General features: G+C 60.8%; 26 protein-coding genes. 9 read left to right on the top strand and 17 right to left on the bottom strand.

Annotated features, from left to right (window positions below; genetic code table 11):
• Positions 1 to 3: 3 nt before the first annotated feature.
• From ATO7_RS13845 to ATO7_RS13825, 5 genes are read right to left on the bottom strand one after another with little or no spacing between them, the layout of a single operon-like run.
• Positions 4 to 432, bottom strand: coding sequence for a YqaA family protein (locus ATO7_RS13845; RefSeq protein WP_083562644.1), 429 nt, complete (start codon positions 430 to 432; stop codon positions 4 to 6).
• Positions 429 to 1094 (bottom strand): gamma-glutamyl-gamma-aminobutyrate hydrolase family protein, encoded by a 666-nt coding sequence (locus ATO7_RS13840; RefSeq protein WP_083562642.1) that lies wholly within the window; start codon positions 1092 to 1094, stop codon positions 429 to 431. The genes ATO7_RS13845 and ATO7_RS13840 overlap by 4 nt, the downstream gene beginning before the upstream one ends.
• Positions 1091 to 2122 carry an amidoligase family protein gene (locus ATO7_RS13835; protein ID WP_146680361.1) on the bottom strand — a complete coding sequence of 344 codons (1032 nt, stop codon included), beginning with the start codon at positions 2120 to 2122 and terminating at the stop codon, positions 1091 to 1093. Before ATO7_RS13835 ends, ATO7_RS13840 begins: the two co-directional genes overlap by 4 nt.
• On the bottom strand, positions 2122 to 3195 hold the full coding sequence (locus ATO7_RS13830) for an AI-2E family transporter (RefSeq protein WP_083562639.1): 1074 nt from the start codon (positions 3193 to 3195) through the stop codon (positions 2122 to 2124). The genes ATO7_RS13835 and ATO7_RS13830 overlap by 1 nt, the downstream gene beginning before the upstream one ends.
• 6 nt (positions 3196 to 3201) lie before the next feature.
• Positions 3202 to 3390, bottom strand: a complete 189-nt coding sequence (locus ATO7_RS13825) for a PLDc N-terminal domain-containing protein (protein WP_083562637.1) — start codon at positions 3388 to 3390, stop codon at positions 3202 to 3204.
• A 130-nt stretch (positions 3391 to 3520) separates the two neighbouring features.
• Here ATO7_RS13825 and ATO7_RS13820 point away from each other — a divergent pair, with 130 nt between their 5' ends.
• The 3 genes from ATO7_RS13820 to ATO7_RS13810 are packed head-to-tail and all read left to right on the top strand — an operon-like array spanning position 3521 to position 7047.
• Positions 3521 to 4591 (top strand): hypothetical protein, encoded by a 1071-nt coding sequence (locus ATO7_RS13820; protein WP_083562636.1) that lies wholly within the window; start codon positions 3521 to 3523, stop codon positions 4589 to 4591.
• On the top strand, positions 4530 to 6191 hold the full coding sequence (locus ATO7_RS13815) for a BCCT family transporter (protein ID WP_206044943.1): 1662 nt from the start codon (positions 4530 to 4532) through the stop codon (positions 6189 to 6191). The genes ATO7_RS13820 and ATO7_RS13815 overlap by 62 nt, the downstream gene beginning before the upstream one ends.
• 28 nt (positions 6192 to 6219) lie before the next feature.
• Complete coding sequence (locus tag ATO7_RS13810; RefSeq protein WP_083562634.1) at positions 6220 to 7047, top strand: class I SAM-dependent methyltransferase; 828 nt, start codon at positions 6220 to 6222, stop codon at positions 7045 to 7047.
• 13 nt (positions 7048 to 7060) lie between these two features.
• On the opposite strand, the gene ATO7_RS13805 is transcribed toward ATO7_RS13810, so the two are convergent.
• The 3 genes from ATO7_RS13805 to ATO7_RS13795 form a co-directional block, all read right to left on the bottom strand.
• Positions 7061 to 7555, bottom strand: a complete 495-nt coding sequence (locus ATO7_RS13805) for a gamma-glutamylcyclotransferase family protein (RefSeq protein WP_158523216.1) — start codon at positions 7553 to 7555, stop codon at positions 7061 to 7063.
• Positions 7556 to 7625: 70 nt separating this feature from the next.
• Positions 7626 to 8738: a fatty acid desaturase family protein gene (locus ATO7_RS13800; RefSeq protein WP_083562630.1), complete on the bottom strand. Its 1113-nt coding sequence runs from the start codon at positions 8736 to 8738 to the stop codon at positions 7626 to 7628.
• A 22-nt stretch (positions 8739 to 8760) separates the two neighbouring features.
• Complete coding sequence (locus ATO7_RS13795) at positions 8761 to 9894, bottom strand: ferredoxin reductase (protein WP_146680360.1); 1134 nt, start codon at positions 9892 to 9894, stop codon at positions 8761 to 8763.
• A 226-nt stretch (positions 9895 to 10120) separates the two neighbouring features.
• On the opposite strand from ATO7_RS13795, the gene ATO7_RS13790 reads away from it, so the two are divergent.
• Positions 10121 to 12337, top strand: a complete 2217-nt coding sequence (locus ATO7_RS13790; protein ID WP_083562923.1) for a YgiQ family radical SAM protein — start codon at positions 10121 to 10123, stop codon at positions 12335 to 12337.
• A gap of 622 nt (positions 12338 to 12959) precedes the next feature.
• On the top strand, positions 12960 to 13202 hold the full coding sequence (locus ATO7_RS13780; protein ID WP_146680359.1) for a hypothetical protein: 243 nt from the start codon (positions 12960 to 12962) through the stop codon (positions 13200 to 13202).
• 44 nt (positions 13203 to 13246) lie between these two features.
• Here ATO7_RS13780 and ATO7_RS13775 read toward each other — a convergent pair whose 3' ends face one another.
• The 4 genes from ATO7_RS13775 to ATO7_RS13760 are packed head-to-tail and all read right to left on the bottom strand — an operon-like array spanning position 13247 to position 15776.
• On the bottom strand, positions 13247 to 13627 hold the full coding sequence (locus ATO7_RS13775; RefSeq protein WP_083562624.1) for a hypothetical protein: 381 nt from the start codon (positions 13625 to 13627) through the stop codon (positions 13247 to 13249).
• Between the two features lie 11 nt (positions 13628 to 13638).
• Complete coding sequence (locus ATO7_RS13770; protein ID WP_146680358.1) at positions 13639 to 14091, bottom strand: hypothetical protein; 453 nt, start codon at positions 14089 to 14091, stop codon at positions 13639 to 13641.
• A 57-nt stretch (positions 14092 to 14148) separates the two neighbouring features.
• Positions 14149 to 15018, bottom strand: a complete 870-nt coding sequence (locus ATO7_RS13765; protein WP_240499479.1) for an SDR family NAD(P)-dependent oxidoreductase — start codon at positions 15016 to 15018, stop codon at positions 14149 to 14151.
• Entirely contained in the window at positions 15018 to 15776 is a 759-nt protein-coding gene (locus ATO7_RS13760; protein WP_083562619.1) for an SDR family NAD(P)-dependent oxidoreductase, read from the bottom strand. The genes ATO7_RS13765 and ATO7_RS13760 overlap by 1 nt, the downstream gene beginning before the upstream one ends.
• Positions 15777 to 15899: 123 nt before the next feature.
• Here ATO7_RS13760 and ATO7_RS13755 point away from each other — a divergent pair, with 123 nt between their 5' ends.
• The 4 genes from ATO7_RS13755 (at position 15900) to ATO7_RS13740 (ending at position 21553) form a co-directional block, all read left to right on the top strand.
• The gene (locus ATO7_RS13755; protein ID WP_083562618.1) at positions 15900 to 16919 is read left to right on the top strand and encodes an AraC family transcriptional regulator; all 1020 of its coding nucleotides are present in this window, start codon (positions 15900 to 15902) and stop codon (positions 16917 to 16919) included.
• A gap of 296 nt (positions 16920 to 17215) precedes the next feature.
• Positions 17216 to 17428 carry a cold-shock protein gene (locus ATO7_RS13750; RefSeq protein ID WP_083562616.1) on the top strand — a complete coding sequence of 71 codons (213 nt, stop codon included), beginning with the start codon at positions 17216 to 17218 and terminating at the stop codon, positions 17426 to 17428.
• Positions 17429 to 17610: 182 nt separating this feature from the next.
• Positions 17611 to 18879, top strand: coding sequence for a CehA/McbA family metallohydrolase (locus tag ATO7_RS13745; RefSeq protein ID WP_083562614.1), 1269 nt, complete (start codon positions 17611 to 17613; stop codon positions 18877 to 18879).
• Between the two features lie 154 nt (positions 18880 to 19033).
• Positions 19034 to 21553 (top strand): S8 family serine peptidase, encoded by a 2520-nt coding sequence (locus tag ATO7_RS13740; RefSeq protein WP_083562612.1) that lies wholly within the window; start codon positions 19034 to 19036, stop codon positions 21551 to 21553.
• A gap of 63 nt (positions 21554 to 21616) precedes the next feature.
• Here the strand turns inward: ATO7_RS13740 and ATO7_RS13735 are convergent, their stop codons facing one another.
• The 5 genes from ATO7_RS13735 to msrB form a co-directional block, all read right to left on the bottom strand.
• Complete coding sequence (locus ATO7_RS13735) at positions 21617 to 22336, bottom strand: Crp/Fnr family transcriptional regulator (RefSeq protein ID WP_083562610.1); 720 nt, start codon at positions 22334 to 22336, stop codon at positions 21617 to 21619.
• 37 nt (positions 22337 to 22373) lie between these two features.
• Entirely contained in the window at positions 22374 to 23171 is a 798-nt protein-coding gene (locus tag ATO7_RS13730) for an SDR family oxidoreductase (RefSeq protein ID WP_083562608.1), read from the bottom strand.
• A complete protein-coding gene (locus tag ATO7_RS13725) occupies positions 23168 to 23632 on the bottom strand; it encodes an Mpo1 family 2-hydroxy fatty acid dioxygenase (RefSeq protein WP_083562606.1) in 465 nt (154 codons plus the stop codon). The genes ATO7_RS13730 and ATO7_RS13725 overlap by 4 nt, the downstream gene beginning before the upstream one ends.
• Positions 23633 to 23755: 123 nt before the next feature.
• Positions 23756 to 24079 (bottom strand): putative signal transducing protein, encoded by a 324-nt coding sequence (locus ATO7_RS13720; RefSeq protein WP_083562604.1) that lies wholly within the window; start codon positions 24077 to 24079, stop codon positions 23756 to 23758.
• 9 nt (positions 24080 to 24088) lie between these two features.
• Entirely contained in the window at positions 24089 to 24514 is a 426-nt protein-coding gene (msrB, locus tag ATO7_RS13715; RefSeq protein WP_083562602.1) for a peptide-methionine (R)-S-oxide reductase MsrB, read from the bottom strand.
• Between the last annotated feature and the right edge of the window lie 14 nt (positions 24515 to 24528).

Raw genomic sequence — 24528 nt, 5'->3', positions numbered from 1 at the left:
GGATCAGTTGCCGATGGCCTGAGCGGCCAGGATAACCGCAGCATAGCGCGCGCCCTTGCCCAGGGTGACCAGGGGCAGGAACAGCCACAGGCGCACTTTCATGATGCCGGCGACCACCGTCAGGGCGTCGCCGCCAACCGGCGCCCAGGAGAACAGCAAGGTCCAGGTGCCGTAGCGCTGGAACCAGCGTTGCGCGCGATCCAGGGCTTGCTGGCGTACCGGAAACCAGCGCCGGTCCACATAGTGGGTCAGGTGCCAGCCGATGACCCAGTTGACCACTGCGCCCAGGGTGTTGCCGGCGGTGGCGAACAGCCACAGCAGCATGGGGTCGAGGCCACGGTTGAGCTGCGCCACCAACAGCACCTCGGAATAGAACGGCAGCAGGGTGGCCGCGCCGAACGCGGTGGCAAACAGCAGCAGATAGGCGCTCATGCCGCTGCGTCGCGCAAGGCCTGGAACAGCGCGCGTTGTTCGCGCCGCAGGGGCAGGTATTCGGGGTGCCATTGCACGCCGATGAGAAAACGCCGTCCCGGATGTTCCACCGCCTGAACGATGTCGTCGAGATCACGCCCGACCACACGCAGATCCTCGCCCAGCGCGGAAATTGCCTGATGATGCAGGCTGTTGATGCGGGTGCGTTGGCAGCCGAGTATGTGGCTGAGGCGACTGTCCGGATCGAGCGTCAGGGTCTTGCGCGCAAACGGGGTGCGCCGATTGGATGTCTTGATGCGGATGCGGCGCAGGTCGGTGTGCAATGAGCCGCCCAGCACCACGTTGATCAGCTGGGCGCCACGGCAGATGCCGAGGATCGGAATGTCACGATCGAGGACGCGTTTGAGGGTGTCGATTTCGAATGCATCGCGGGCTGCATCCATGGGCGCGGTGTCGGGTGCGTCGGGCAGATACAGGCCGGGGTCGATGTCGTCGCCTCCACTGATGATCATGCCATCCAGCGGGCGCGGCGGCTGCGCCCGCGAAGGGGTCAGGCGCAGGGCCTCGGCGCCAACCCGGTGCAGCGCCCAGTGGATGAACCACCAGGCAATCGGAAAGCGTGTGTCGGGGCCCGTCACCCCGATCAGGGGGCGTGCACTCAAAGCAGTTCAGGCAGCAAAAAGCTGGCGCAGTCCTTGGACCAATCCTCGAACAGCCCTCCGGTGATGCCGCTGCTGTGCTTGTGCCAGGCCTGCATCACGGCATCCAGACGCGTTGCGTCGGCGGCCAGCGCCTCGACCTGCAGCCAGTCGCGCCAGGCCCGGATCAGGCCCCAGTCAGGTTCATCGATCTGGCAGTTGGGCAGGCGGTAATGAAAGGTCGGGCGGGCCTTGATGCGGTCATCATCAACCACATTGATAACCCGCTGCTCGTCGATGTGGCGGAACAGCGGCAGCATGTCCAGGGCGCGATTGCGGGTTGGGTTGTGCGTCAGGTAGTCATCGATCAGCTGATCCATGTCGGGCGCATAGTCCACATCCAGCAACAACCGCATATAGGCTTTGGGGAAAGGATCAATGTACGGCGTGATGCGCCGACTGAGGTCCACTTCACTGCGTTTGACCAGCCACTCGAACAGGGCCAGAAAGGCGCGCAGGTAAGCCAGCACGGTGCTGTGGTGCAGATCCGGCAGCTCCGGGTTCATGTGCAGTCCGAAGGCGTAAAGCGGCGCCTGGCGGGTGCCGCGCGCCCCGGCTTCACGCAGTTCCTGGATCACGCTGTCGATGCGCCAGACTTCGGGAAGGGGTATAGGCGGGCTGACCACCTCGAACGGTACGACCTGTTCGGCGATCAGCGAAATCACGCTTTCGGCGAGATTTTCCAGGTCGTCGACTTCGGCCTCGGGGTCGTGCTCGCGACCCAGTTTCTTCATGTACTCCGAATCCAGCTCGATGCCGAAGTCGCCGCGAAAATCGCCCATCTCGGCATCGCGCAGAAAATACTCGTACTTGGATTGCTGATCGATGCGTCCGCCGAGCACCTTGCGGATGATGTCGGCGATGCGTTCCATGCCGAGCCCGGAGAATTCGATCTCGATGCCCATGCGACGTGGTTTGTCCTCGGCGCTGTGCGTGCGTGGCGGTTGCGGCCACAGGCTGGCGCGATAGCGCGCGCAGTCAAATTCGGACATCAACGGTCTCCCAATATGTGCGCCAGCGGTGCCAGGCGCGTGGAGTGACGACAAACCACCTGCAGCAGAGTCAGCAACGGCACCGCGAGCAGCACCCCCGGCGCGCCCCAGATCCAGCCCCAGAAGAAAATCCACACGAACACCACGATGGGGTCCAGGCGCAGGCGGTAGCCATGCACCAGCGGGTCGATGATCTGCCCGACGAACGAGGTGAACAGCAGATAGCCCAGCGGGGCGGCAAGCATCATCCACACCGTGTCATAGCTGACCATGCCAACCACGGCGAGCATGGCCACGGTCAGCGACACCCCAAGATAGGGGACAAAGCGCAGGGCCGCCGCCATCGTGCCCCACAGGGCCGGGTCGGGAAAGTCGAGTAGCCACAGGGCCAGGGTCACGATCAGCCCGAGCAGCGTGTTGACCGCCGCGATAGTGACCAGATAACGCGACATCTGTAGCTGTGCGTCACGTGCCACGCGCAGGGCACGCAAGCGGTCTTTTTCATCCTTGAAGGTCTCCGCGCATCGCCTGACCAGTTGGTCGCCAGCGCTGAGCAAAAAGAACAGCAGAATGATGCTGAGACCGCCGAATACGGCGAAATTGCGCATCCCAACCCACAGCTCGGCGCGCCAGCCAGGCTCGGCAATGATGACTTTCTGCTCGCCATTGCTGTCGTCATCGACACCGATTTCACGGGTCAGGGCGTCGATGGACTTGCCGGCATCATCCATGCGGCTGACCTCACGCTCCATGCTGGCCAGTTCGCGCATCAGGATTTCGCTGGCTTCGGGCACACGCTGCAGCCATTCCATGGCCGAGGACGACAAGGCGGCCACGCCCACACCGGCCACACCCAGCATGCTTGCGATCAACAGCAGCGAGCTGACCGGTCGCGGTATGCGCCAGGTCTGCATGCGTGTGACCAGCGGGGTCAGCAGCAGGGCAAAGATCACCGCCAGGGTCAGTGGCAGGAGCATTTCGCGGGCCAGATGCAGGGTATAAGCGGTGGCCAGCAGGGCGAGGAAATACAGGGCCGCGCGCGGCAGGGCGTCGCGGCCGGAGGTGTCAGACATGTGGGCTCAGCCGGAACTGTCGCGTGGGCCGGCGAACCACCAGATGATCAGCCCCAGCACCGGCAGCAGCAGGATCACCACGATCCATATGAGTTTGTTCACGGTGGAGACGCGCGATTGCACGATATTGAGGATCGCCCAGATATCCGCGATCAGGATCAGCAGGCCGAAGACGCCGGAAATTTCGATGTTCATCAATTGCTTCCCGTGAGTTCCTCATCAGCATAGCAAGTGCGCGGCGCGCTGACGAAGCCACCATTTGCCGATTGGCAATGGGCGCGGCGCATGCGTAGGGTAGATAAGGGTAGAAACCAAGGGGACAAGAATGAAAACTGCGGCCTTGATCTTCACCCTGGGGGTGAGCATCGTCGTTTACGGCGCTCAGGCGCGGGCCGCCGGTGGCCTGTCTGCTGGTGTCTGGATGAACTACGAATATCAGTTCGACAATCCGGCTTCGGCGCACGAAGAAACCCGCGGAGACATCGAGAACGAGGCCCTGATCCTGTACGCCGACGGCCAGGCCGAGGACGGACAAGGGCGCTGGCTGTATTCGGCCGAACTGCGCATCGGGCCCGGCTCTTTCACGGACACGGCCAACAACTCAAGCGGCGACACCTTCGCCTTGCACAAGGCCTGGATCGGTTGGCGTTTCGGTCAGGCTGGCGTCCTGCGGGTTGGCAAATCACAGGTGCCTTTTGCCTGGAAAACGGTCAATTTCTGGCCCGGTGACATCCTCCAAGCCGGCTATGGCGATCAAATGGATGTCGGCCTCAAATGGACCGATGAAGTCGGCGCGCTCAAGTACGATTTGGCTTATTACCATGCTGATGACTGGGGCACGACCAGCACCGACAGCGTGGATGACAACGGCCACTGGGGCAGTTCCACCACCTACCGCAAGGTGCACACCGCGGTCGGCAACGTTGAATATCTGGTCGCACCCGGTCAGCGTATTGCGGTGTCGGCCCAGGCCGGGCGTTTGCAGGATCTGACGACCGGCGAGGGTGAAGTTGATGGCCGTCATCAGGCCCTGGCGCTGTGGTATCACGGTGAATTCGGCAAGTTCTACAGCAAGCTTGAATACGTGCTGATGGAGCGTGAGATGCCGGACAGGCATCTGGCTGGCGCACGCATTGAAAATACGCGCATCGCAGCAGAGCTGGGCTATCGCCATGGCCCATGGTTTTTCTATCTGGACAGCAGTCTGGCTGAGCCAGACACCGCGGGCTCGACAGTTGATAGCGTGAGCGCACATGCGCCGGGCCTGAGCTACGACTACGGGCCAGGCTGGATTTACCTGGAGTACCTGACCCAGGACGGTTTTGTCGATCGCAATGGTCAGGTGGGTGAGGGCGATTTTGACGCGTTGTACCTCTCGATCGATTTCTATCTGTAAGGAGGCTGCCGTGTCAGAAGAACTGCAATCTGCATTCGATACCGACTTTGAAGCCGGGCAAGACAACGTTCAGGTCTTTGGGTTGGATCTGCACAACCCGGTGTTCTTTATCAGCTCGTTGCTGGTCGTGGTGTTCGTGATCGGAACCCTGGTTTTTCCGGATCAGGCCTTGAGCACGCTCAACGGCGCCAAAGCCTTTGCTATCAACCATTTCGACTGGCTGTTCATGTTGGGCGGTAATATCTTTGTGCTGTTCTGCCTGGCCATGATCGTGTTGCCGATGGGCCGCATACGCCTGGGTGGAGATGATGCAAAGCCCGAATTTTCCCGCGCCTCGTGGCTGGCCATGCTATTTGCTGCTGGCATGGGGATCGGTTTGATGTTCTGGAGTGTGGCCGAGCCGGTGGCCTATTTCACCGGTTGGTACGGCACGCCGCTGAATGTCGAGGCTGGCACGCCGGAGGCCATGCGGCTGGCCATGGGGGCGACCATGTATCACTGGGGCTTCCATCCCTGGGCGATCTACGGCGTGGTGGCGCTGGCGCTGGCCTACTTCGCGTTCAACCACGATATGCCCCTGACCATGCGTTCGGCGTTCTATCCGTTGCTCGGCGAGCGCTGCTGGGGCTGGCCCGGACATGTGGTCGACACCCTGGCGGTGCTGGCCACGATATTTGGCCTGGCCACCTCGCTGGGACTGGGCGCGCAACAAGCGGCCAGCGGGCTGGGCTTTCTGTTCGATGTGTCATCCGGGCTGAATACCCAGATCGCGATCATTTTCGGCGTGACCACGGTGGCGTTGCTGTCGGTGCTGCGCGGTATCGATGGCGGGGTCAAGCTGCTCAGCAACATCAACATGGCGCTGGCCTTATTGCTGCTGGTCTTCGTGATTGCGGCCGGCGCAGGGCTGGGTATCTTTGCCCAGGCAGCCAGCACCGCGACGAGCTATCTTTCCAACTTGGTGCCCCTGAGTGGCTGGGCCGGGCGTGAAGACGACACCTTTCTGCACGGCTGGACCGTGTTCTACTGGGCCTGGTGGGTCTCGTGGTCGCCTTTTGTGGGCATGTTCATTGCGCGGATTTCGCGCGGGCGCACCATTCGCGAGTTCATGATCGCCGTGCTGCTGGTGCCCACCGCAGTCACCGTGATCTGGATGTCGGCGTTTGGCGGCGCTGCCCTGGAGCAGGTTCAGGGCGGTGTTGGCGAGCTGGCGGGCGGTATCGGTGATGTGTCACTGGCCTTGTTCCAGATGCTCGAACAACTGCCCTGGGCGGGAATAACCTCGTTCATGGCGATCATTCTGGTGCTGGTGTTTTTCGTAACCTCCTCAGACTCCGGTTCGCTGGTGATCGACAGCATCACCGCCGGTGGCAAGGTAGACGCGCCGGTGGCCCAGCGTGTGTTCTGGGCGGTTATGGAGGGCATGATTGCCGGCGCCTTGCTCTACGGCGGTGGCAAACAGGCGCTGGATGCCTTGCAAGCGGGTGCCATTTCCACCGGTCTTCCGTTTACAGTGTTGCTGCTGGTCATGTGCGTAAGCCTGTATCGCGGTTTGCGCCTGGATGTGCGCCACCGTATGGCGGCGGCCAGCAATAACTGACAACTGCCCACGGTCACGGAGCCGCTCCATGAAACCCGCTGCTTTATTGCTCGTCATGAGCGCCTTGATGCCCTTGGCCAGTGCCCAGGCATCGCAGAATGCCGCCTTGCGCGCAGCCATTGATGGCGAGCACCGCACGGCCTCGTTTCGCGCCCGCGATGATGCCCGTCATCCGTACCAGACCCTGGAGTTTTTCGGCATCACGCCGGATATGACGGTGGTCGAGTTGTGGCCGGGTGGAGGCTGGTACAGCGAGATTCTGGCGCCGTATTTAAAACCCCACGGGGTGCTGTATGCGGCGCATTTCGATCCTGAAACCGAGATCGAATATTTTCGCCGTTCGCGGCAGCGCTACGAGGCCAAGCTGGCCGCCGATCCGCAGACTTACTCGCAGGTCCGGCTGAGCGTGTTTGATCCGCCGCACAAGCTGGAGATTGCGCCGCCCGGCAGCGCCGATGCGGTGCTGACCTTCCGTAATGTGCACAACTGGTACATGCGTGGCGGCGGGGAAGACAAGCTGAGCGCCGCGTTCAGGGCCATGTATGTGGCCCTCAAGCCGGGCGGTATTCTTGGTGTGGTCGATCATCGACTGCCGCCCGAGCGGCCTTTTTCAGATCAGGACGCCAGTGGTTACATGCGCACGGATCTGGTCATCGATGTGGCCCGCGAGGTTGGTTTCGAGCTGGTCGATGGGTCGGAGATCAATGCCAATCCGGCGGATACCGCGGACCATCCCAAGGGGGTTTGGACCCTGCCTCCGTCCTTGCGTCTGGGCGAGGAGAATGCGGACTACTACCTGACCATTGGCGAAAGCGACCGCATGACGCTCAAGTTCGTCAAACCGCAGCTCAATTGAGCCGCGGGCTGATTCAGGCGTAGATGGCCATTTCCCGGGCGCTGCGTGCGGCGTCCGGGTCCACGTTGTGGGTGGCCTGGGCAATGTGCGCGATGTAGCTGTCGGGCAAGCGGTTTTCGCGCGCGCCAAACAGCACATGGTGCTTGTACCAGTGCCACGGCAGTACGTCGGCGTGGCGTTCACGGGCCAGATAGATCTCGCCGCATACGCAGTCGCGTTCGCGCTGCAGCCAGACACTGGCGCGGCGGTAGCCCGGGCCTTCGAAACCGTCGAGCACATGGATTTCCTCGGCCGGTATGTCCCACAGCACGCCGATTACCTGATCCTGGGCCTGACCGGTGGGGCTGGCGTCGCATTTGCCCGAGCCATCCAGCTCGCTGCGCTGTTCAAAGGTCAGGCGATGGCCGGGCAGGTGGGCCAGACCCAGATTGCGGATGTCGCGGATGCGGGCGCCCAGGCGCGCGGCGGCCATGTTGGAGCCGTAGGCGAAATAGATCAGTCGTGACACGGGGCATAAAAAAGCGGATGTGACCTCAATGTGCCACATCCGCGTTGTGTGCGCCGCAAGCGGCGGCTGATCAGGCCGCCAGAGGCAATTCCTGGGTGTTGTCGCCGTCATCGCTGCTCGGCGTGTTGCGGCTGCGGCTGGGCAGCGACAGGCGCGCGATGCGCTTCCAGGTCGACAGGGTCTGGCGCCAGAACGAGCCGGTGTTGTAGGGCAGGCCAAACTCTTCACAGATGGCGCGCACCCTGGGCGAGATTTCGGCGTAACGGTGCGCCGGCAGATCGGGGAACAGGTGATGTTCGATCTGGAAGCTCAGGTTGCCGCTCATGATGTGCATCAGGCGGCCGCCGCTGAAGTTGGCCGAGCCCAGCAGCTGGCGGACATACCACTGGCCGCGGGTTTCGCTCTCGACCACCGACTCCGGAAACTGCTCGACCTCTTCGGGGAAGTGGCCGTTGAAGATCACCGCACAGGCCCACACGTTGCGGGCCAGGTTGGCCGCCACGTTGCCAACGAACACCAGCGGCGCCATCGGTCCGGCCAGCAGCGGAAACAGCAGGTAGTCCTTGGCCAGCTGCTTGCGCATCTTCTTCCACACCGGCTTGAAGTCCTCACGCAGCTGCTTGCCGCTTTTGGTCTTGTAGACCAGAACGTCTTCCAGCTTGAGGTTTTGCACCGCAACGAAATGCTGGAAGAAGGTGTGCAGGACCACGGTCAGCGGCAGATTGGCCAGAAAGCGCGGCTCCCACGGCTGTTCTTCCGACATGCGCAGCAGGCCGTAGCCGATGTCGTGGTCACGGTTGATCACATTGGTGTAGGTGTGATGCTCGTGATTGTGGGTGGCTTTCCAGTTCTTGGCAGTGTCAGCGGTGTCCCAGTCGAAATCACGCGAGTTGAGCGCGGGATCATTCATGAAATCGTACTGGCCGTGCATCACGTTGTGGCCGATTTCCATGTTGTCGAGAATCTTCGAAGCCGACAGTGCGGCGACGGCCAGAGGCCAGGTCGGCGGCAGCATCATCATGATGCGGCCACCGATCTCCAGCTGACGCTGACGCTTGACCAGCGTGCGGATGTAAGTCTCGTCACGCTCGCCCAGATCAGCCAGCACGTCGCTGCGGATCGCATCAAAGCGGCGGCCAATGTCCTCGAACTGCTCTTCACTCAGGCGGTTAAATACGCTCATCAAAAGCTCCTTGAATCGTAGGTCAGATGTCCAGCGTGACGCTGCCTTCAGGCACGCTCACGCAGATCTGGATGTCTTGTTCGCCGTCTTCGCTCAGCTGTCCGGTGCGCAGGTCACGCACCCGGCCACTGGTTTTACGGCAGGTGCAGGCGTAGCACACGCCCATGCGGCAGCCGTGCTCAGGACGCAGGCCAGCGCTTTCGGCCTGTTCCAGCAAGGTCTGGCCGGAGTTGGCGGCGAGTCGCTCGCTGCGGGCAAAGCGCACATCGCCAGCCGGGTTTTCGCTGGTCACCGGCGTGGCGGCCAGCGTGAAACGTTCCACGTGCAACCTGTGTGTGCAGGCCCGTGCGGCATAAACCGTTTCCACCGCCTGCATCAGGCCGGGCGGTCCGCACAGAAAGGTTTCCGCAGTATCAAAATCTGGAATCGCCGCCGCCAGTTGAGCCTCGCTGAACAGGCCGTTGAGTTCGCCGTGCGTGTCCTGGGCGTAGCAGCGCAGCACCTTCAGATTGGGGTGCATGTGACTCAGTGCGTCGAGTTCGTCGGCATACAGCTGGTCGCTGTAACGGTTGTTGTAGTGCAGGAAGGTGATGGCGCCCTGGTGACCTTCATCGCACAGGGTGCGCAGCATCGACATGACCGGCGTGATGCCGCTGCCGCCACTGATCAGCACGATGCGCTGAGGGCGGGTGTCGGGCAGGGCGAATTCGCCTTCGGCCTGCGACAGCGTGACCACATCGCCGATATCAAGGCGATCCCGCATGTGACGGGTAACAAAGGCGTCAGCGGGCAGTTTGGCGGTGATCTCGATCAGGCCGTCGTCAGCATGGGCCGATTGCACCGGCGAAAAGCAGCGGGTGCGCAGACTGCCGTCGATGCTGACGCTGAAACGCAGGTACTGGCCGGGCTTGAAACCTTGCCAGTTGCTATTGGGGCGCAGCTTGAGCGTGACCGTGTCGCTGGTTTGTGAACATTTGGAAACCACGCTGGCGCGAATTTCGTTCAGCGACCAGGCCGGGTTGATGTATTCCAGATAGCGATCGACGCCGTGGGGGTAGGCCAGGGTTTCGGCAATCCTGGATTTCAGCAGGCTTTTCACGCCCTGGCGCAGGTTCTGTGACCAGCGGCCTGACGCGTTGTTGGTGGTGCCACTCATGAGAATCTATCCATTAGTGAACGAATGTGCACATGATGGATGTCTGGAAATTAAAAGTCAACAAGCGTACACATAAATGACTTAAGTGATTGATAACGCAAACAAGTCTTGTGTTTACATCATGAATTTTAAGAATCCAGGGGCGTTTCAGCGGATGTGTGCGTGCTGAATTCGGAAGGCGGGCCTTGAATGGCCTAAAATGGCGATCTGTTTCCTGGTGATCGCCATGTCTTCGCCCGCTGTGTCCCTGCCGTCCAACCTGCCGCGTCAGCGGCTATACGACTACCCCAAGTACTGGGCGGAGTGCTATGACAAAGCACCATTCCTGCCCACCACGCGGGCGGAAATGGATGCGCTGGGCTGGGATTCCTGTGACGTCGTGATCGTCACGGGCGATGCCTATGTCGACCATCCGTCATTCGGCATGGCCATCATCGGTCGACTGCTGGAGGATCAGGGTTTTCGCGTGGGCATCATCGCCCAGCCGGACTGGAACCGGCCGCAGGACTTTCTCAGTCTGGGCGTGCCCAATCTGTGTTTCGGCGTGGCTGCCGGCAACATGGATTCGATGATCAACCGCTACACAGCCGATCGCAAACCGCGCTCGGATGACGCTTACACACCGGGCGGGCAGGCCGGCGCGCGCCCCGATCGCTGCAGCATCATTTACACCCAGCAATGCCGCGCGGTGGCGCCGAATACGCCGATCATCTTGGGCGGCATTGAAGCGTCGCTGCGACGCATTGCGCACTACGATTACTGGCAGGACAAGGTGCGCCGCTCCATCCTGGCCGATGCGCCGGCCGACATTCTGCTTTACGGCAACGCCGAGCGGGCCGTGGTTGAAGTGGTGCAACGTCTGGCCCGTGGTGATGAGATCGAGGCCATCACCGATGTGCGCGGCACCGCCTTCTGGCGCCAGGACACGCCTGCCGACGTGCTCGAAATTGATTCCACCCGTATCGATCGGCCGGGCCGCATCGACCGTATCGTCAATCCCTACGTCAACACCCAGGAGATGGACGACTGCGAACTCGAGCGGCGCAATCAGCAACAGCTGGACCCATCGGCCGAGAAGCCCCTGCGCTTCATGCCGCATCCGCAACGTGACCGCGATCGCACGGTGATCCGTCTGCCGGCTTTCGAAAAGGTGCGCAACGACAAAGCACTGTACGCCCACGCCAACCGCGTGCTGCATCTGGAAACCAATCCCGGCAACGCCCGCGCGCTGGTGCAGCGCCATGGTCACCGTGATCTGTGGCTCAACGCGCCGGCCCAGCCCTTGTCGACCGAAGAGATGGATTACGTGTTCGGGCAGCCGTTCGCCCGCGTGCCGCACCCGCGCTACAAGGGCGAGCGTATTCCGGCCTACGAGATGATCCGCTTCTCGGTCAACATCATGCGCGGCTGCTTTGGCGGCTGCACCTTCTGTTCGATCACCGAGCATGAAGGGCGCATCATTCAGAACCGCTCGCAGGCCTCCATACTCAATGAGGTCCAGGAAATCCGCGACAAGGTGCCTGGCTTTACCGGAGTGATCTCCGATCTGGGCGGTCCGACCGCCAACATGTACCGCATCGCGTGCAAGGACCCCAAGATCGAAGCGGCCTGCCGCAAACCTTCCTGCGTGTATCCCGGCATCTGCGAAAACCTCAACACCGACCATTCCGCGCTGACCCAGCTGTATCGGGAAACGCGCAAGTTGCCCGGCGTTAAGAAGGTGCTGATCGCCTCCGGTCTGCGTTATGACCTGGCGGTGAAAGATCCGGAATACGTCAAGGAACTGGTCACCCACCATGTCGGCGGGTATCTGAAAATTGCGCCGGAGCACACCGAGAACGCGCCGCTGTCCAAAATGATGAAGCCGGGCATTGGCACCTACGATGAATTCAAGGCGCTGTTCGAAAAATTCACCGCCGAAGCCGGCAAAGAGCAGTACCTCATCCCGTACTTCATTGCCGCCCACCCCGGCACCACCGATGAGGACATGCTCAATCTTGCGCTGTGGCTGAAGAAATACGGGTTCCGCGCGGATCAGGTGCAGGCGTTTTATCCCTCACCCATGGCCACCGCCACGGCCATGTACCACACCGAGAAGAACCCGCTGCGCAAGGTCGGTTACAAGAGCGAAGCGGTCAGCACACCGAAAAGTGCCGAACAGCGCAAGCTGCACAAAGCCTTTCTGCGTTATCACGATCCGGCGAACTGGGATCTGCTTCACGCCACTTTGCTGCGCATGGGGCGGGGGGATCTGATTGGTGACAAGGCGCATTGCCTGATTCCTGCCAGCAAGCCGGACAGCAACTATCAGGCCCCGCGGCGCAAGAACTCGGCTCAGGCCGAGCGCAAACGTCGCGGCAAGAAGCTGCTGACCCAGCACACCGGGTTGCCGCCGCGCAATGATGGCAGCGCACCGAACAAGCGGCGCAAGAAGCGGCGCTGACGCAGCGGCTGCCAGGTTTATGGCCGCGGCGGTTCTAAGCCAAGCTTGCGCCATGTGGTGGATGAGGTTGCTGTGCGTGTCTCCCAATGTTGGCCATCTTGACTGCGATAGGCCGCGAAGCTCGAACAGCAGCCGCCGGCACCCAGCGCCTGCTTGCCAATTTCGATCTGCACGGAGCCCTCCTCCAGTCTCAGGCTTTGTCGCACACAGCGTTGAGGCAAAGGGTAGGGTGGAAGCTCGAACAGCAAAATCCATTCGGCGTCACTCTGAGCAGGTTCGAGGCGGTAGACCTTGCAGTGATGGAGGCCAAATCGAACCATCGTTTGGTCTGCAGTGCGCAGCTCGAGTGTGTGCTCAAATACTGGTGAGGAGCTTGTCGCTGTCGCAGCGGGGGCTTGCTTGCCCAGGCCTGGCCCGGTGCAGGCGGAAAATCCCCAAGCACTCAGCAGACCTAGCGGGATGATCAAACGCGTGAAAAGGCAGGACATCGATAACCCTTGGGGATTGTGCAAGCACGACGGTACACCATGCCAGCAGACCGTTTGATCTGGACATCGGCTACCCAGGCGCAAGACGGCATGCCGGCCTTGCCCAAGTGGCGCGACAGTTGGGGCTGCGGGTTATGAAAAGCTTGCGCCAGCTGCTTTGGGGTTTGCTGCTTACCGCTGTGGCTGTCGACATCACGATGCTGCTGTATGGCGTTGCCGGGTCGCTGGAATACCTACCCAACCAGGAGCAGGAGGCCAAAGCCAGGGAGGTCGCAATCAGCGTGCTTTTCTTGTCACTGGCGGTGACCGGCATGCTGGCAACGGCGTTGTACTGGCTCAGAAAAAAGTGTCCTGCTGCGTCGTCTGAGCAAGGCTGAGGGTTTGCCGGTCAAGCTGTCGGGCGCGCTGTAGCGCGCAGGCGCTAAGTTCGATTAAGCCATTCATCTTCCTGCCCGGGCTCGGGGAGAATTTCTCCGCCTTCCATGGCCCAACTGGCAGGGAAACCGAGCACGCTGGTGAGCATGTCGCTCTCATCAATTCCGGTCGCTTGCGCGACGCCTTGATGCACCTTTAGGCGCAGTTCTTCGGTCAGTTCATTGTTGCGATTGCCACCCTTACGCACGTTGCAGAGCACGCCGAGTGCCTTGCCGCCTTGTATGGGATGGCCGTGCATGAACACCACGTTTACGAACTCGGCGGGGGCGCCGGTCAAATCGCAGTGAATGTTCGTGATGGCGTCAGCGGTTTTTTTGCGCGTGGCGTAAGGCAAGGGCTGGCGGCTGGCGATGTTGTAAACGGGCATGTGCGATTCCTCTACAGATTGGGGTTGATAAGTAAAGGCGTTCCGGCGCGTTTTGCCTGCACTGCGGCGCGCAAAATGTGCCACGCGAATCTGATTTGTCCGCCGCGGCTAAGCCTTTTGCGGTTGCTGTGGTAGAGCGTCGCAAACATGTCTTTTTCAACCAGCGCCAGCATGAGTTCTTGTGGTTGCTGTGCGGTGATGGCGCGCCAGCCCGTATCCAGTGCTTGAAGCATTCCGACCCGCTTGTGCTGGGGAAACCCGTTGGCGCATTCAATGGTGACCAGCGAGGATTTGGAATCCTGATAGTTGGTAAAGGCTTGTCCGGGTGGAACCTGATTCCAGATCGTCAGCAATTTTTGTGGGCTGACGTGGGTGTTGTAGAGCTCAAGTAGCAAAGCATCCAACTGCTGGATCTGGGCCATAGAGAGTTGCTGCGATTGATACAAAATGAGCGCTTTAGGCATGACATTTCCGTTTCATTCGGGGGTGGGCGTACGCATCGCCGCTGTTCAGGGGGCGGGCTACCACGCCTCTTTGAACGGACGCAGATCGAGTTCCTGCGTCCAGACTGAACGGTGCTGCTGATGCAGGGCCCAGTAGGTCTCGGCGATGCTTTGCGGGTTCAAGCAGCCGTCCTCGCCCTTGGCGTTGATGGCGTCGGAAAGATGCTCTCGCAGACGATGGCCATCGACCGCGCCGTCGACAATGACGTGGGCAACATGAATGCCTTGCGGGCCAAATTCGCGTGCCAATGCCTGGCTGAGCATGCGCAAACCGGCTTTGGCCTGAGCAAACGCGGCGAAGCCGGCCTTGCCACGCAGTGATGCTGAGGCGCCGGTGAACAGGATGGTGCCGCGTCCCTGATCGCGTTCGGGGTATTCAAGCATGCATGCAACAGCCTGTTGGGCGACCAGGAAACCGGAGCGGCAGTCAGCTTTCCAGCGCTGTTCGAGCCCGTCCGGACTGATCTCCAGAAACGGAGTGGGGCGGTTCGTGCCTACGTTGTGAATCACCAGATCCAGGCGGTGGCCGTCGCGCACGACGCTTTCGAATGCCGCTTGTATGGCCTTAGGTTGCGTCACGTCAACGGTTAGCGCCACGGCCTGATGGCCTGCTGCGCGAATCTCATCGACACAAGCCTCCAGTTTTTGCGGGTTACGCCCTGCGGCATAAACGACCATGCCTTCTTGTGCAGCACGCTGGGCGAGCGCTGCACCGATGCCCGGAGAGGCCCCTACGCCGAATATCAACGCTGCCGGCGCACGTGTGTCTGATGAGCGTGCGTGCAGCGCTTGCCGGCGTTTGCGGCGCACGTTGTCCATCCGGTTGCTCAACGCATCGCGCAGAAAACGGCGCAGAATACCTCGGTCATGACGTGACTGAGCGGCCATCAGAAGCTTTCCTTGAAAGGTCGTAAATCCAGTTCGTGTGTCCAGGCATTGGCCGGTTGCTGGTGCAGCATCCAGAAAGCCTTGGCGATTTCGTCCGGCACCAGGCCGCCATCGACTCCTTTGCGATTGAGCATGAATTTGCCCAGACCCAATCCCAGTTGCTGAACAATCGCGCCGTTAACAATGCCGTCGATCAGGACGTGACTGATATGCACCCCTTGCGGGCCAAACTCGCGGGCCATCGACTGGGCCATCGCGCGCAAGCCAGCCTTGGCGGCGGAAAATCCGGCGAACATTGGTTTGCCTCGCAACGATGCACTGGCACCGGTGTAGAAAATCGACCCGCGGTGCGATGTGTTGGCAGGCTGACTGAGCATCTGGCGCAGCGCGCCCTGTCCCAGCAACATCCCGCCATATGCTCCGCGCTTGAAATGCGCGTCGAGATGGTCTTGATCGGATTTTAAGAACGCCGAAGGGATGTTGCGCCCCGTGTTGTACAGCGCAAATCGCAGGTCCATACCGCTTTCGCTGATGTGGGCAAAAACCTCGGCCATTTGATCGGACTCGGTGCAATCCGCGGTCAAAGCGTCTGCCGAGCCGCCTTCGGAGGTGATTTCCTCAATCAGCGGGTCGAGCTTGCCAGCTGTTCGCCCGACCATGAAGACATGCAGGCCTTTACGCGCCAACAGCACAGAGGTTGCGCCGCCAACACCTTGGCGATCACCAACGCCGACGATCAGCGCACAGCTTTTGTTCATCAGGGCGCTCCTTAGCGCAGCGTTTGCTTAGGGACTATCCAGTCTAAACCGGAGAAAAGCCGTATCCGATGTGGTTTTCGGACAAGAATTGATACTTATGGCCATATTCGGTAGAAAAACCCTATGAATCCATTGTCCAGACAACGCGCCATTTCAAGCACCAAAAGCATGGTCGATCTGGGCCTGGAGCACGGATTAAGTCTTGAGCAGTGCCTGGCCAACAGCGGCATTGCGCCTCATGATCTCAACCTGGCAGAGGCCATGGTTTCGGCTGGGCAAGAGCTGCAGGTGATTGACAATCTGGTGACCTTATTGCCGCAGGTCAAAGGTTTAGGGTTGCTGGCCGGACAGCGTTATCAGATCACGACGCTGGGCATCTGGGCATTCGCCATTATCAGCAGTCCCACCATCCGCTCGGCCATCGAAGTGGGCTTACGCTATGTGGACTTATCGCACGCACTGGCTCAGTACCGCTTTGTTGAAACCGCTGATCGCGCTGAGGTGCAAATCGATGTCTCGCATATTCCGTTGCGTTTGCAGGCGTTTGTAATTGAGCGTCAGCTTCTCACCACCTTGCTGTTGATGCGCGAGATGATGGGTGAGGGGACGGTGCGGATTCGGGCCTTGTATCTCAGCATAGATGAGCTGCCTTGGGCCGATCTGCCGCCATTGCTTAGTTCTCGCGATGTCCATTTGGGGGCTGCAAGCAATCGCCTGGTTCTGGACAGCAGCAACCTGGATCAAAGCACGCCGAAAGCCAACGCATCGACGGCAGCCTTCTGCGTGCAGCAGTGCGAGCAGTTGCTCGACAAGCGCAAATCAGAATCTGGATTCGTCGGTGAAGTGCGCAACTTGTTACTTCGTGATATCGCGCACTTGCCGTCATTGCAGCAGACTGCTGATCACTTTCACATCAGCCCACGCACACTGCGTCGTCGATTGGATCAACAGGGCAGCAGTTTTCGAGCACTGGTGGATGAGACACGCAAAGGCGTGGCTGTCGAGCTGCTGCGCACCGCCCGACTGAGCGTTGAGTCGATTGCTGCGCGACTGGGCTACGCCGAAACAGCCAGCTTCATTCATGCATTTCAGCGTTGGACCGGCACCACGCCGGGTAAATTTCGCAATTCGCCGCAGCAATAGCGCGGATGGATCTCGGTCGGGTCATTGCTGGCCAAACTCTGAGATTGATGTTTTCCAGTAGAGCTTGTCGGAAACCGGTCATGGCTGCGCTACACGGTGATTTTTCAACCCTCGTGGATTGACTTTTTTTCGATTGGCATGCACTGTAGCGGCGTTATTGCGACAAGCGGCGTCTCAGCTTGGTCCGCCTGCCACCTACGGTGGCTTTTCGAACCTCCCGAAACAACCTTGATTGCATACTCCCGTTCAGGGCGTGTTGCCCTGGACTTCTTTAACTTCCAATCAAGGAAAACATCATGAGTGAAGTTTCGACCGGAACCGTTAAATGGTTCAACGAATCCAAGGGCTTCGGCTTTATCACGCCGTCCAACGGTGGCGAAGACCTGTTTGCCCATTTCAAGGAAATCCAGGGCGACGGTTTCAAGACCCTGGCTGAAAACCAGCAGGTTGAATACGTTGCGGCACGCGGCCCCAAGGGCATGCAAGCCACGCGCATTCGTCCGCTCTAATAGCGACGTATACGCCGCGCTGCGAGGTCATCACTGACCTCGCCTTGCGGCAGATGTAAAAAGACAATGTCACTCAGCCCAAAAGCGGCCGAGTGACATTGCCCCGGGCGCACATCACCGCGTCACGCTGCGGTCATCCTGGCTCGCTATCATGGGGCTGTTTTCATATCCCTTTGACCGCCATGCCGTTTCTGTCTGCCCGGTTCCTGTTGTCGTGCTGTCTATCGCTGCCTTTGCTGAGTGCCTGTGGTGAATTGGCAGGGGGACGCGAACAGCCCGCGCTTGCTGGTGATGCGGTGGCTGCCGAGTACATCGGGCACGACGAATCATCGGGCAGCGTGTCCGGCGATACCGCTGCAAGGTCTGCAGCCAGTCTGACTGCTGGCGAGTGGCTGGCCGGCGATCTTCACCTGCACTCCGAGCACAGCCTCGATAGCAGTGCCAATCCGGTGGCAAAGATCATTGCCACGGCGCAGGCGGCGGGCCTGCATTTTCTGGGCATTACCGACCACGACAACCACGTTGATGGCGATGTGGCCCACCACACCTGGCTGGATCCGAGCTTTCTGAGTAGCCCGCTCATCATGCTTTATGGTGCTGAGTGGACCACCCACCGTGGCCATGGCAACACCTTCTCGGACCGGCCGTACGATCATCAGACCCTGTATGACCTGCGCGATGCCAAGGACGTGCTGATTGGCGAGCATGTGGCACAAGAAGGCATACATCTGTCAGCCAACCACCCTACGGGGGCGGATCATTTCGGGTTCAGCTATGACCTGGTGCGATCCGTAGAGGTGTGGCAAACCGCAATCTGGAATAGCGGAAGCAACGCATCGGCGCTAACGGTTTGGGACGACATGATGAAGTCCGGGCGCAAGTTGACCGCGCGTGGTGGCAGTGACTCACATCATGGTCTGCCGGCAGCCGGTGAACAGCCGTCGGAAAATTCGTTTCAGGCGCTGGGCAACTATGTGGGCACGCCGACAACCTGGGTCTTTGCGCGTGAGCGTTCTGCAACGGCCGTGGTGGAGGCGCTCAACAACGGGCGCGTGTCCATCAGTGCCAACCCGTATTCGCCGCGGGTAGAGCTGACAGCCGATGTGGATGCCGATGGTGTTGCCGATGCGATGATGGGCGACAACATTGCCGCCAGCGGGCAGCCGGTCACTTTTCGCGTTGAAATGGTAGGCGCTGGTGCGGCCCTGTTGCCATATCGTGTGGACGTGATCCGCGATGGCGCTGCACTCACTTCATTGACGATTGCACCGGGCCAGAGCGCGGTGACCTTCAGCGATACGCCCGCGCCTGATCAGCGGCACTTCTACCGCGTGGAAGTTCAGGGGGCGCCCGCGCTGTATCCGGAAGTGCCGGGATCACTTGCCGTGGGTGGCCTCATGGTGGCGCTGTCCAATCCCATTTTCTTCAATTTTCCTGTCGCGCAGGAGTAGAGCGCCGCTCATCGGTGCTGGTGTGTCAGGGCAGCGGTGCTTATTCGCCTCGTCAAAAGATGGCCGGATTCTTGCTGGCGTAAACTCCGAAGTGAAGTAAGGCGCCAATGCATGGTGCCGAGCCGCAAAAACCGAAGAATTGGGGAACTCAAACATGGTTGTTGAATACCTTGGCGCATGGCGTCGCTTATGCTGTGCGCTGCTGTTGGGCTGCGCCAGTCTGGCTCATGCTGAAACGCTGAGCTGGAAATCCGGGCCGGGTGAGGTGGCTTATGCGGACCGCGCCGTGGGCGATGACTACATCGTGCTGCATCAGGCGCCGGCCCTGGCCAGCTATCGGGGTGGACTGGCCGGCCTGGCACCGACCGCCGCCGCGGTGCTTGGCGCCTTACGGCTGGATGCGCAGTCCAACGCGGCGCTGGCGTATCTCGATTTTCTCGAGCTTGAGCAGACGGCCTTGATCAAACTGGCTGAAGCCGCGCTCGGGCGTACGCTCAACGTTACCCATCGCATGCAACACGCGCTCAATGCCCTGGTGATCAAGATGAGCCCGGAGGAAGCGCTCAAGGTTGCTGGATTGCCCGGTGTGGCGCGTGTTGAGGCGCCGATCGCCTTCAAACTGCACAGCGACAACGGCCCCGCCTGGATACATGCCGATGCTCTGCACGATGGGACTGGCACCTACGACGGTGTGGGCAGTATGGGTGAGGGCGTGGTGATTGGCGTCATCGACACCGGGGTCAATTACAACCATCCGTCATTTGCTGCGGTTGGACCGGTGGATGGCTACGTGCACACCAACCCGCGGGTTGATCCGCTGCTGGGCCTGCCGCGTTACTACGGCCTGTGCGCCCCGGCCATTGGATTGCCGTTCTGCAACGACAAGCTGATCGGGGTGTGGGATTTCACCGGGACCACGCCGATTGATGACAATGGTCACGGCAGTCATACCGCGTCCACCGCTGGCGGCAATATTGTCGATGCGACCTTGCAGGCCCCGACGGCTACGTTGGAACGCCGTATTGGTGGTGTTGCGCCGCACGCCAACCTGATCACCTACAAGGGCTGTCTGACCACACCTTTGCTGGGAACCTGCCTGTCGCCGGCCACGGCGCTGGCGACCAACCAGGCGGTGATTGACGGTGTGGATGTGCTCAATTTTTCCATTGGCGGTACCTCTAGTGACCCGTGGTCGGATATCAACGGGCGGGCATTTCTTGCCGCCACCGAGGCCGGCGTTTTTGTCGCCACCTCAGCGGGCAACGATGGGCCAGCGCCGGAAACGCTGGGTTCCCCGGCCGATGCGCCTTGGCTGCTCAGTGTCGCTGCCTCGACCCATGACCGCGCGCTGAACAATGCGCTGATCGATCTGCATGGCGGCGCGACAACCCCGCCCGGTGACATTGCCGGACGCAGTCTGACCAGTGCTTTGCCGCAGGCTGAAATCGTGTATGCCGGTGATGTTGGTGATCCGTTGTGTCAGACGCCGTTTGAGGCAGGCACTTTCGACGGCAAGATCGTGGTCTGCGACCGCGGGGTCAATGGCCGTGTGGAGAAGGGCGACAACGTGGTGGCCGGTGGTGCCATCGGCTTTGTGCTGGCCAACGATGAAGCCAACGGGGCGAGCCTGAATGGCGATGGTTACGCCGTGCCGGGCGTGCACATCACCTACAAAGATGGCGTGGCCTTGAAAGCCTGGCTGGCCGACGGTGGACCGGCACATTACGCCGCCATTGCCGGTACCACACCCACAGCAAGCCGGGTCGATGGCGATGTTATGGCCGGCTTCAGCTCACGCGGACCTAATCCGGCCGTTCCGGGGCTGGTCAAGCCAGATATCACCGCGCCGGGTGTCGACATCATTGCAGCGGTGCAGACAGGGCTGATTGATCTTGGCCTGGCCGAAGGCGAGCCGGAGTTTGGCGTGCTCAGCGGCACCTCGATGTCGAGTCCGCATGCGGCCGGGGCGGCCGCGCTGATCCGCGCCCTGCACCCCGACTGGACGCCCGATCAGGTCAAGTCGGCGCTGATGACCACCGCTTACGTGGTGCGCGGCAAAAATGGCAGCGATGGTCTGGTCAAAGATGACCGCGAAACACCGGCTGATGCGCTGGATCTGGGGGCGGGGCGGATTGATCTGGCCCAGGCTGCCCGTGCCGGTTTGTTGCTGGATGAAAGCGCCGATAATTACCGCGCCGCAGATCCGGCGGCCGGGGGCGATCCCACCACACTGAACTTGCCCAGTCTGGGCCATGCAGCGTGTCAGGGTAGCTGCAGCTGGACACGCACCCTGCACGCCACGGTGGATGCATCCTGGCGCGTTTCGGTGGTTTCGGCTGACGGTTTGCCTGTTGCGGTGACGCCGGACACGTTCACGCTGGCCGCGGGCGAGGACATCGTGCTGAGCCTGAGCGCAGACACCGGTGGCTACCCGGCCGGCACCTGGGTGTTTGCCGATGTGGTGTTGAGCCCGGATGATGCCGCCGTTCCGCAGGCCCATCTGCCGGTCGCAGTGCTGCCCGGCGTTGCTGATCCAACGCTTGACGGTGAAGGCAGCGAAGCGCCGGACGAGGTCCCGTCCCGCGCAACCGGATTGACCCGTGGAGGCGCGCTGGGCAGCTGGCTGTTGCTGTTGGTTGCAGTCTTTGCCGGTCTGCGTCGCCGCCGCAACTAAAGACCTTTGCGAGCGACTCTGGCGCCGCGCTGTGGCGCCAGAGTTCGTTGTGCTGAGATTGCGTCAGGTTTCTTGCTGACGGGGCTCCGGCTCGCCATCGGCAATCGTCTGGAAAGCGTTCAGATCACACACCACAAGCTTGCGGTACTCCAGGCGCAGCCAGCCGAACGACTCCCAGTGTTTGAGTAATTTGCTGATGGCCTGGCGCGATGCGCCCAGCATCTGCGCCAGATCATCTTGCGGCAGTGTGATGTTGATCAGTTGTCCATCCGGGCTGTCGCAACCATAGAGTGACACCAGATCCAGTAGACGCCGGGCCAAACGCACCGAAAGGGGTTCAAACTGCACGTCTTCGATGTAGGCGAAGGCCAGTCGCAGCTTGCGGCACAACATGCTGAGAAAATGCGGGTAGAGCGCCGGTGTGTCCGAAAGCAGCGCCAGAAATCGGTCGCGTGGCAGGATTAGAACTTCGGTTTCGCCCACAGCCGCACCATCATGGGTGCGGCCCATGCCGTCAAACATGGAAATCTCGCCAAACCAGGCGCCGGCTTCAAACTGGTACAACAGATGCTGCCGGCCGCTGGCCGACGTACTGAAGCTGCGAATGCTGCCCTTGACGACACAGTACAAGCCATCAGGAGCATCGCCGCGGCTGAACAGGTGTTCGCCATCCTGCAGTTTGCGCCGTCGCGTCATCGCGGCGAGTTGATCAACAACCGCGTCAGGCAGCGGCTTGAACCATTCACTGCCGAGCAGAAGCTGGCGTTCCTGTGTCCACTTCATGCTTGGCCGATGCGTGGCTCTGGTGGTCGCGGAGTGGTCAATGGACCTTCAAACGGCGGGCGAAGGCGGTATACAAGGGCAGAGGCAGGAAACGCTTGAAATACACGGCGATTGCTTCTTTGCCTGCAACCAGGACCTCCTGGCGATTTTTTTCCACAGCACGCCAGATGCGTTCGGCGCAGACTTCGGGCGGCATGCCTTTGCCAATGTCAGGATCCACCTCGCCAAAGGCCTGGCCGTCGGCCATCAACGCATTGACCGAGACCTGAGTGCTGACAAAGCCGGGGCAGGCCAGGGTGAACTGGATGCCTTTGTGGCCCAGCTCGACGCGGGCACAGTCGAAATAGCCGTGTAAGGCGTGCTTGGCCGCCGCGTAGGCCGAGCGGCGCGCCATGGCAATGTGACCGAACACGCTGCTGACTACGACGATATGCCCGTGGCCGCGTTCCAGCATGCCGGGCATCACGGCGCGACTCAGGGCGACTGGGGCGAAAAAGTCGACCTCCATAATGCGCCGCGTAATGTCCACGCTGGTGTCCAGGGTCAAGGTGCGCTGCGACAGGCCAGCGTTGTTGACCAGCAGATCGATCGGGCCGAAAAATGACTCGGCCTGCCTGTTCAAGGCATCCGGATCATCCAGTGACTCCAGGTCGCAGGGCAGAATTGCGACATCCTGTGGGCGATGACAGCGTTGACGCACACGCTCCAGTTCCGCTTCACGTCGTGCGCTCAAGACCAGCCGAGAGCCACGTGCGCTGGCGCGCAGGGCCAGGCCCTCGCCGATGCCGCCAGAAGCGCCGGTGATCCAGATCGTCTTGTTTGTCAGGTCAGTCATAGTCGCCTCATCCATTTGTCGGTAACGAACAATGGTCCGATCAGGAAAAACACCGCGTCATCAGCAGCGGACGGCTTGGCCCCTTCAAGTTTGTGGCCGTAAATCTGCAGCGCCCAGCTGACCACCCACATCACGGCGGCGATCGGCAGTAAAGGCCAGGCTGCCGCCTGAAACGCCAGGATGCCGGCAGCGCACAGCGCAAACCACACGCTCATGGTTATAAAACTGCCGACCGAGAGCATCAAGTAGTAAATCCCGATGGGCAGACTGGCCAACGTTGCCAGATTAACCACGTCGGCCAGTGGCCCCTCAAGCCCAATCCAGTGACCGATTGGGACCAGCCAGGCCAGCGCCAGAGTTGAGAACACAATCGGCGGCACACAGATGGAGTGGATGGTCGAGTTGGTGGGGTGACGATGGCTAAGAAGATAGGCGTCCATCAGTTCGGAGCGGCTGCGCATGGATTTTGCTCGGTTGGGATATCGATCTACGCAGACTATCGAGGTCGTGGTTTTGAATCTGTCATCTGCACGACAATCCTGAAATTCGCACGGGGCTTAAACCGGCGCGCCTTGTACCCAGGCTCAAGCGAGCCGCGTATCTGGCGTGGCGCATTGCCAGCAGGCGCTGAAGATTGCCTCATTGCTCGCTCCGCAATGGCTGCACAACCAGTCGGGTGCGTTAGCGTAGGACGATTCGCTTTCAAATTCGGCAATGATCGCCTGGGCGAACGGCAGCTGATGTCTATCCAGCACGCACAGGGTGGGCCAGGTTTCATTGGGTGGCAGTTCGCCGGCGCCGGCGGAGAGAAACTCATTGCGGATGACGCAGCGTATACCTTTGTCCTTGAGCACATCGCGCAGCCAGGCCACGGTGGGCAGGGCGGGGGCGGAATACACCGGAGTCATTGGCCGGTTTCAGTCGAACAGCGCTGCGAACTCGGCGTAGCCCTGCTGTTCAAGTTGGTCGCGCGGAATGAAGCGCAGGGCGGCGGAATTGATGCAGTAGCGCAGGCCGTTGGGGCCGGGGCCATCGGGAAACACATGACCCAGATGCGAGTCGGCCTCAGTCGAGCGTACCTCCGTGCGGATCATGCCGTGGCTGTGGTCGCTGAGTTCCTTGATCTGGGTATCTCGCAGTGGTTGCATGAAACTCGGCCAGCCGCAGCCAGCATCGAATTTGTCGAGCGAGGAAAACAATGGCTCGCCACTGACAATGTCAACGTAAATGCCGGGCTCATTGTGGTCCCAGAATTCGTTGCTGAAGGGGGGCTCGGTACCCGACTGCTGAGTCACCCGATACTGCATCGGGTTGAGCGCTTTGATGCGTTCGTCCTTGTCCATGACACAGATCTCCT

Source organism: Oceanococcus atlanticus (genome assembly GCF_002088235.1).
GTDB lineage: Bacteria > Pseudomonadota > Gammaproteobacteria > Nevskiales > Oceanococcaceae > Oceanococcus > Oceanococcus atlanticus.
Note: the sequence above shows the minus strand (reverse complement) of the source record. Positions and strands in the feature narration are given on the sequence as shown.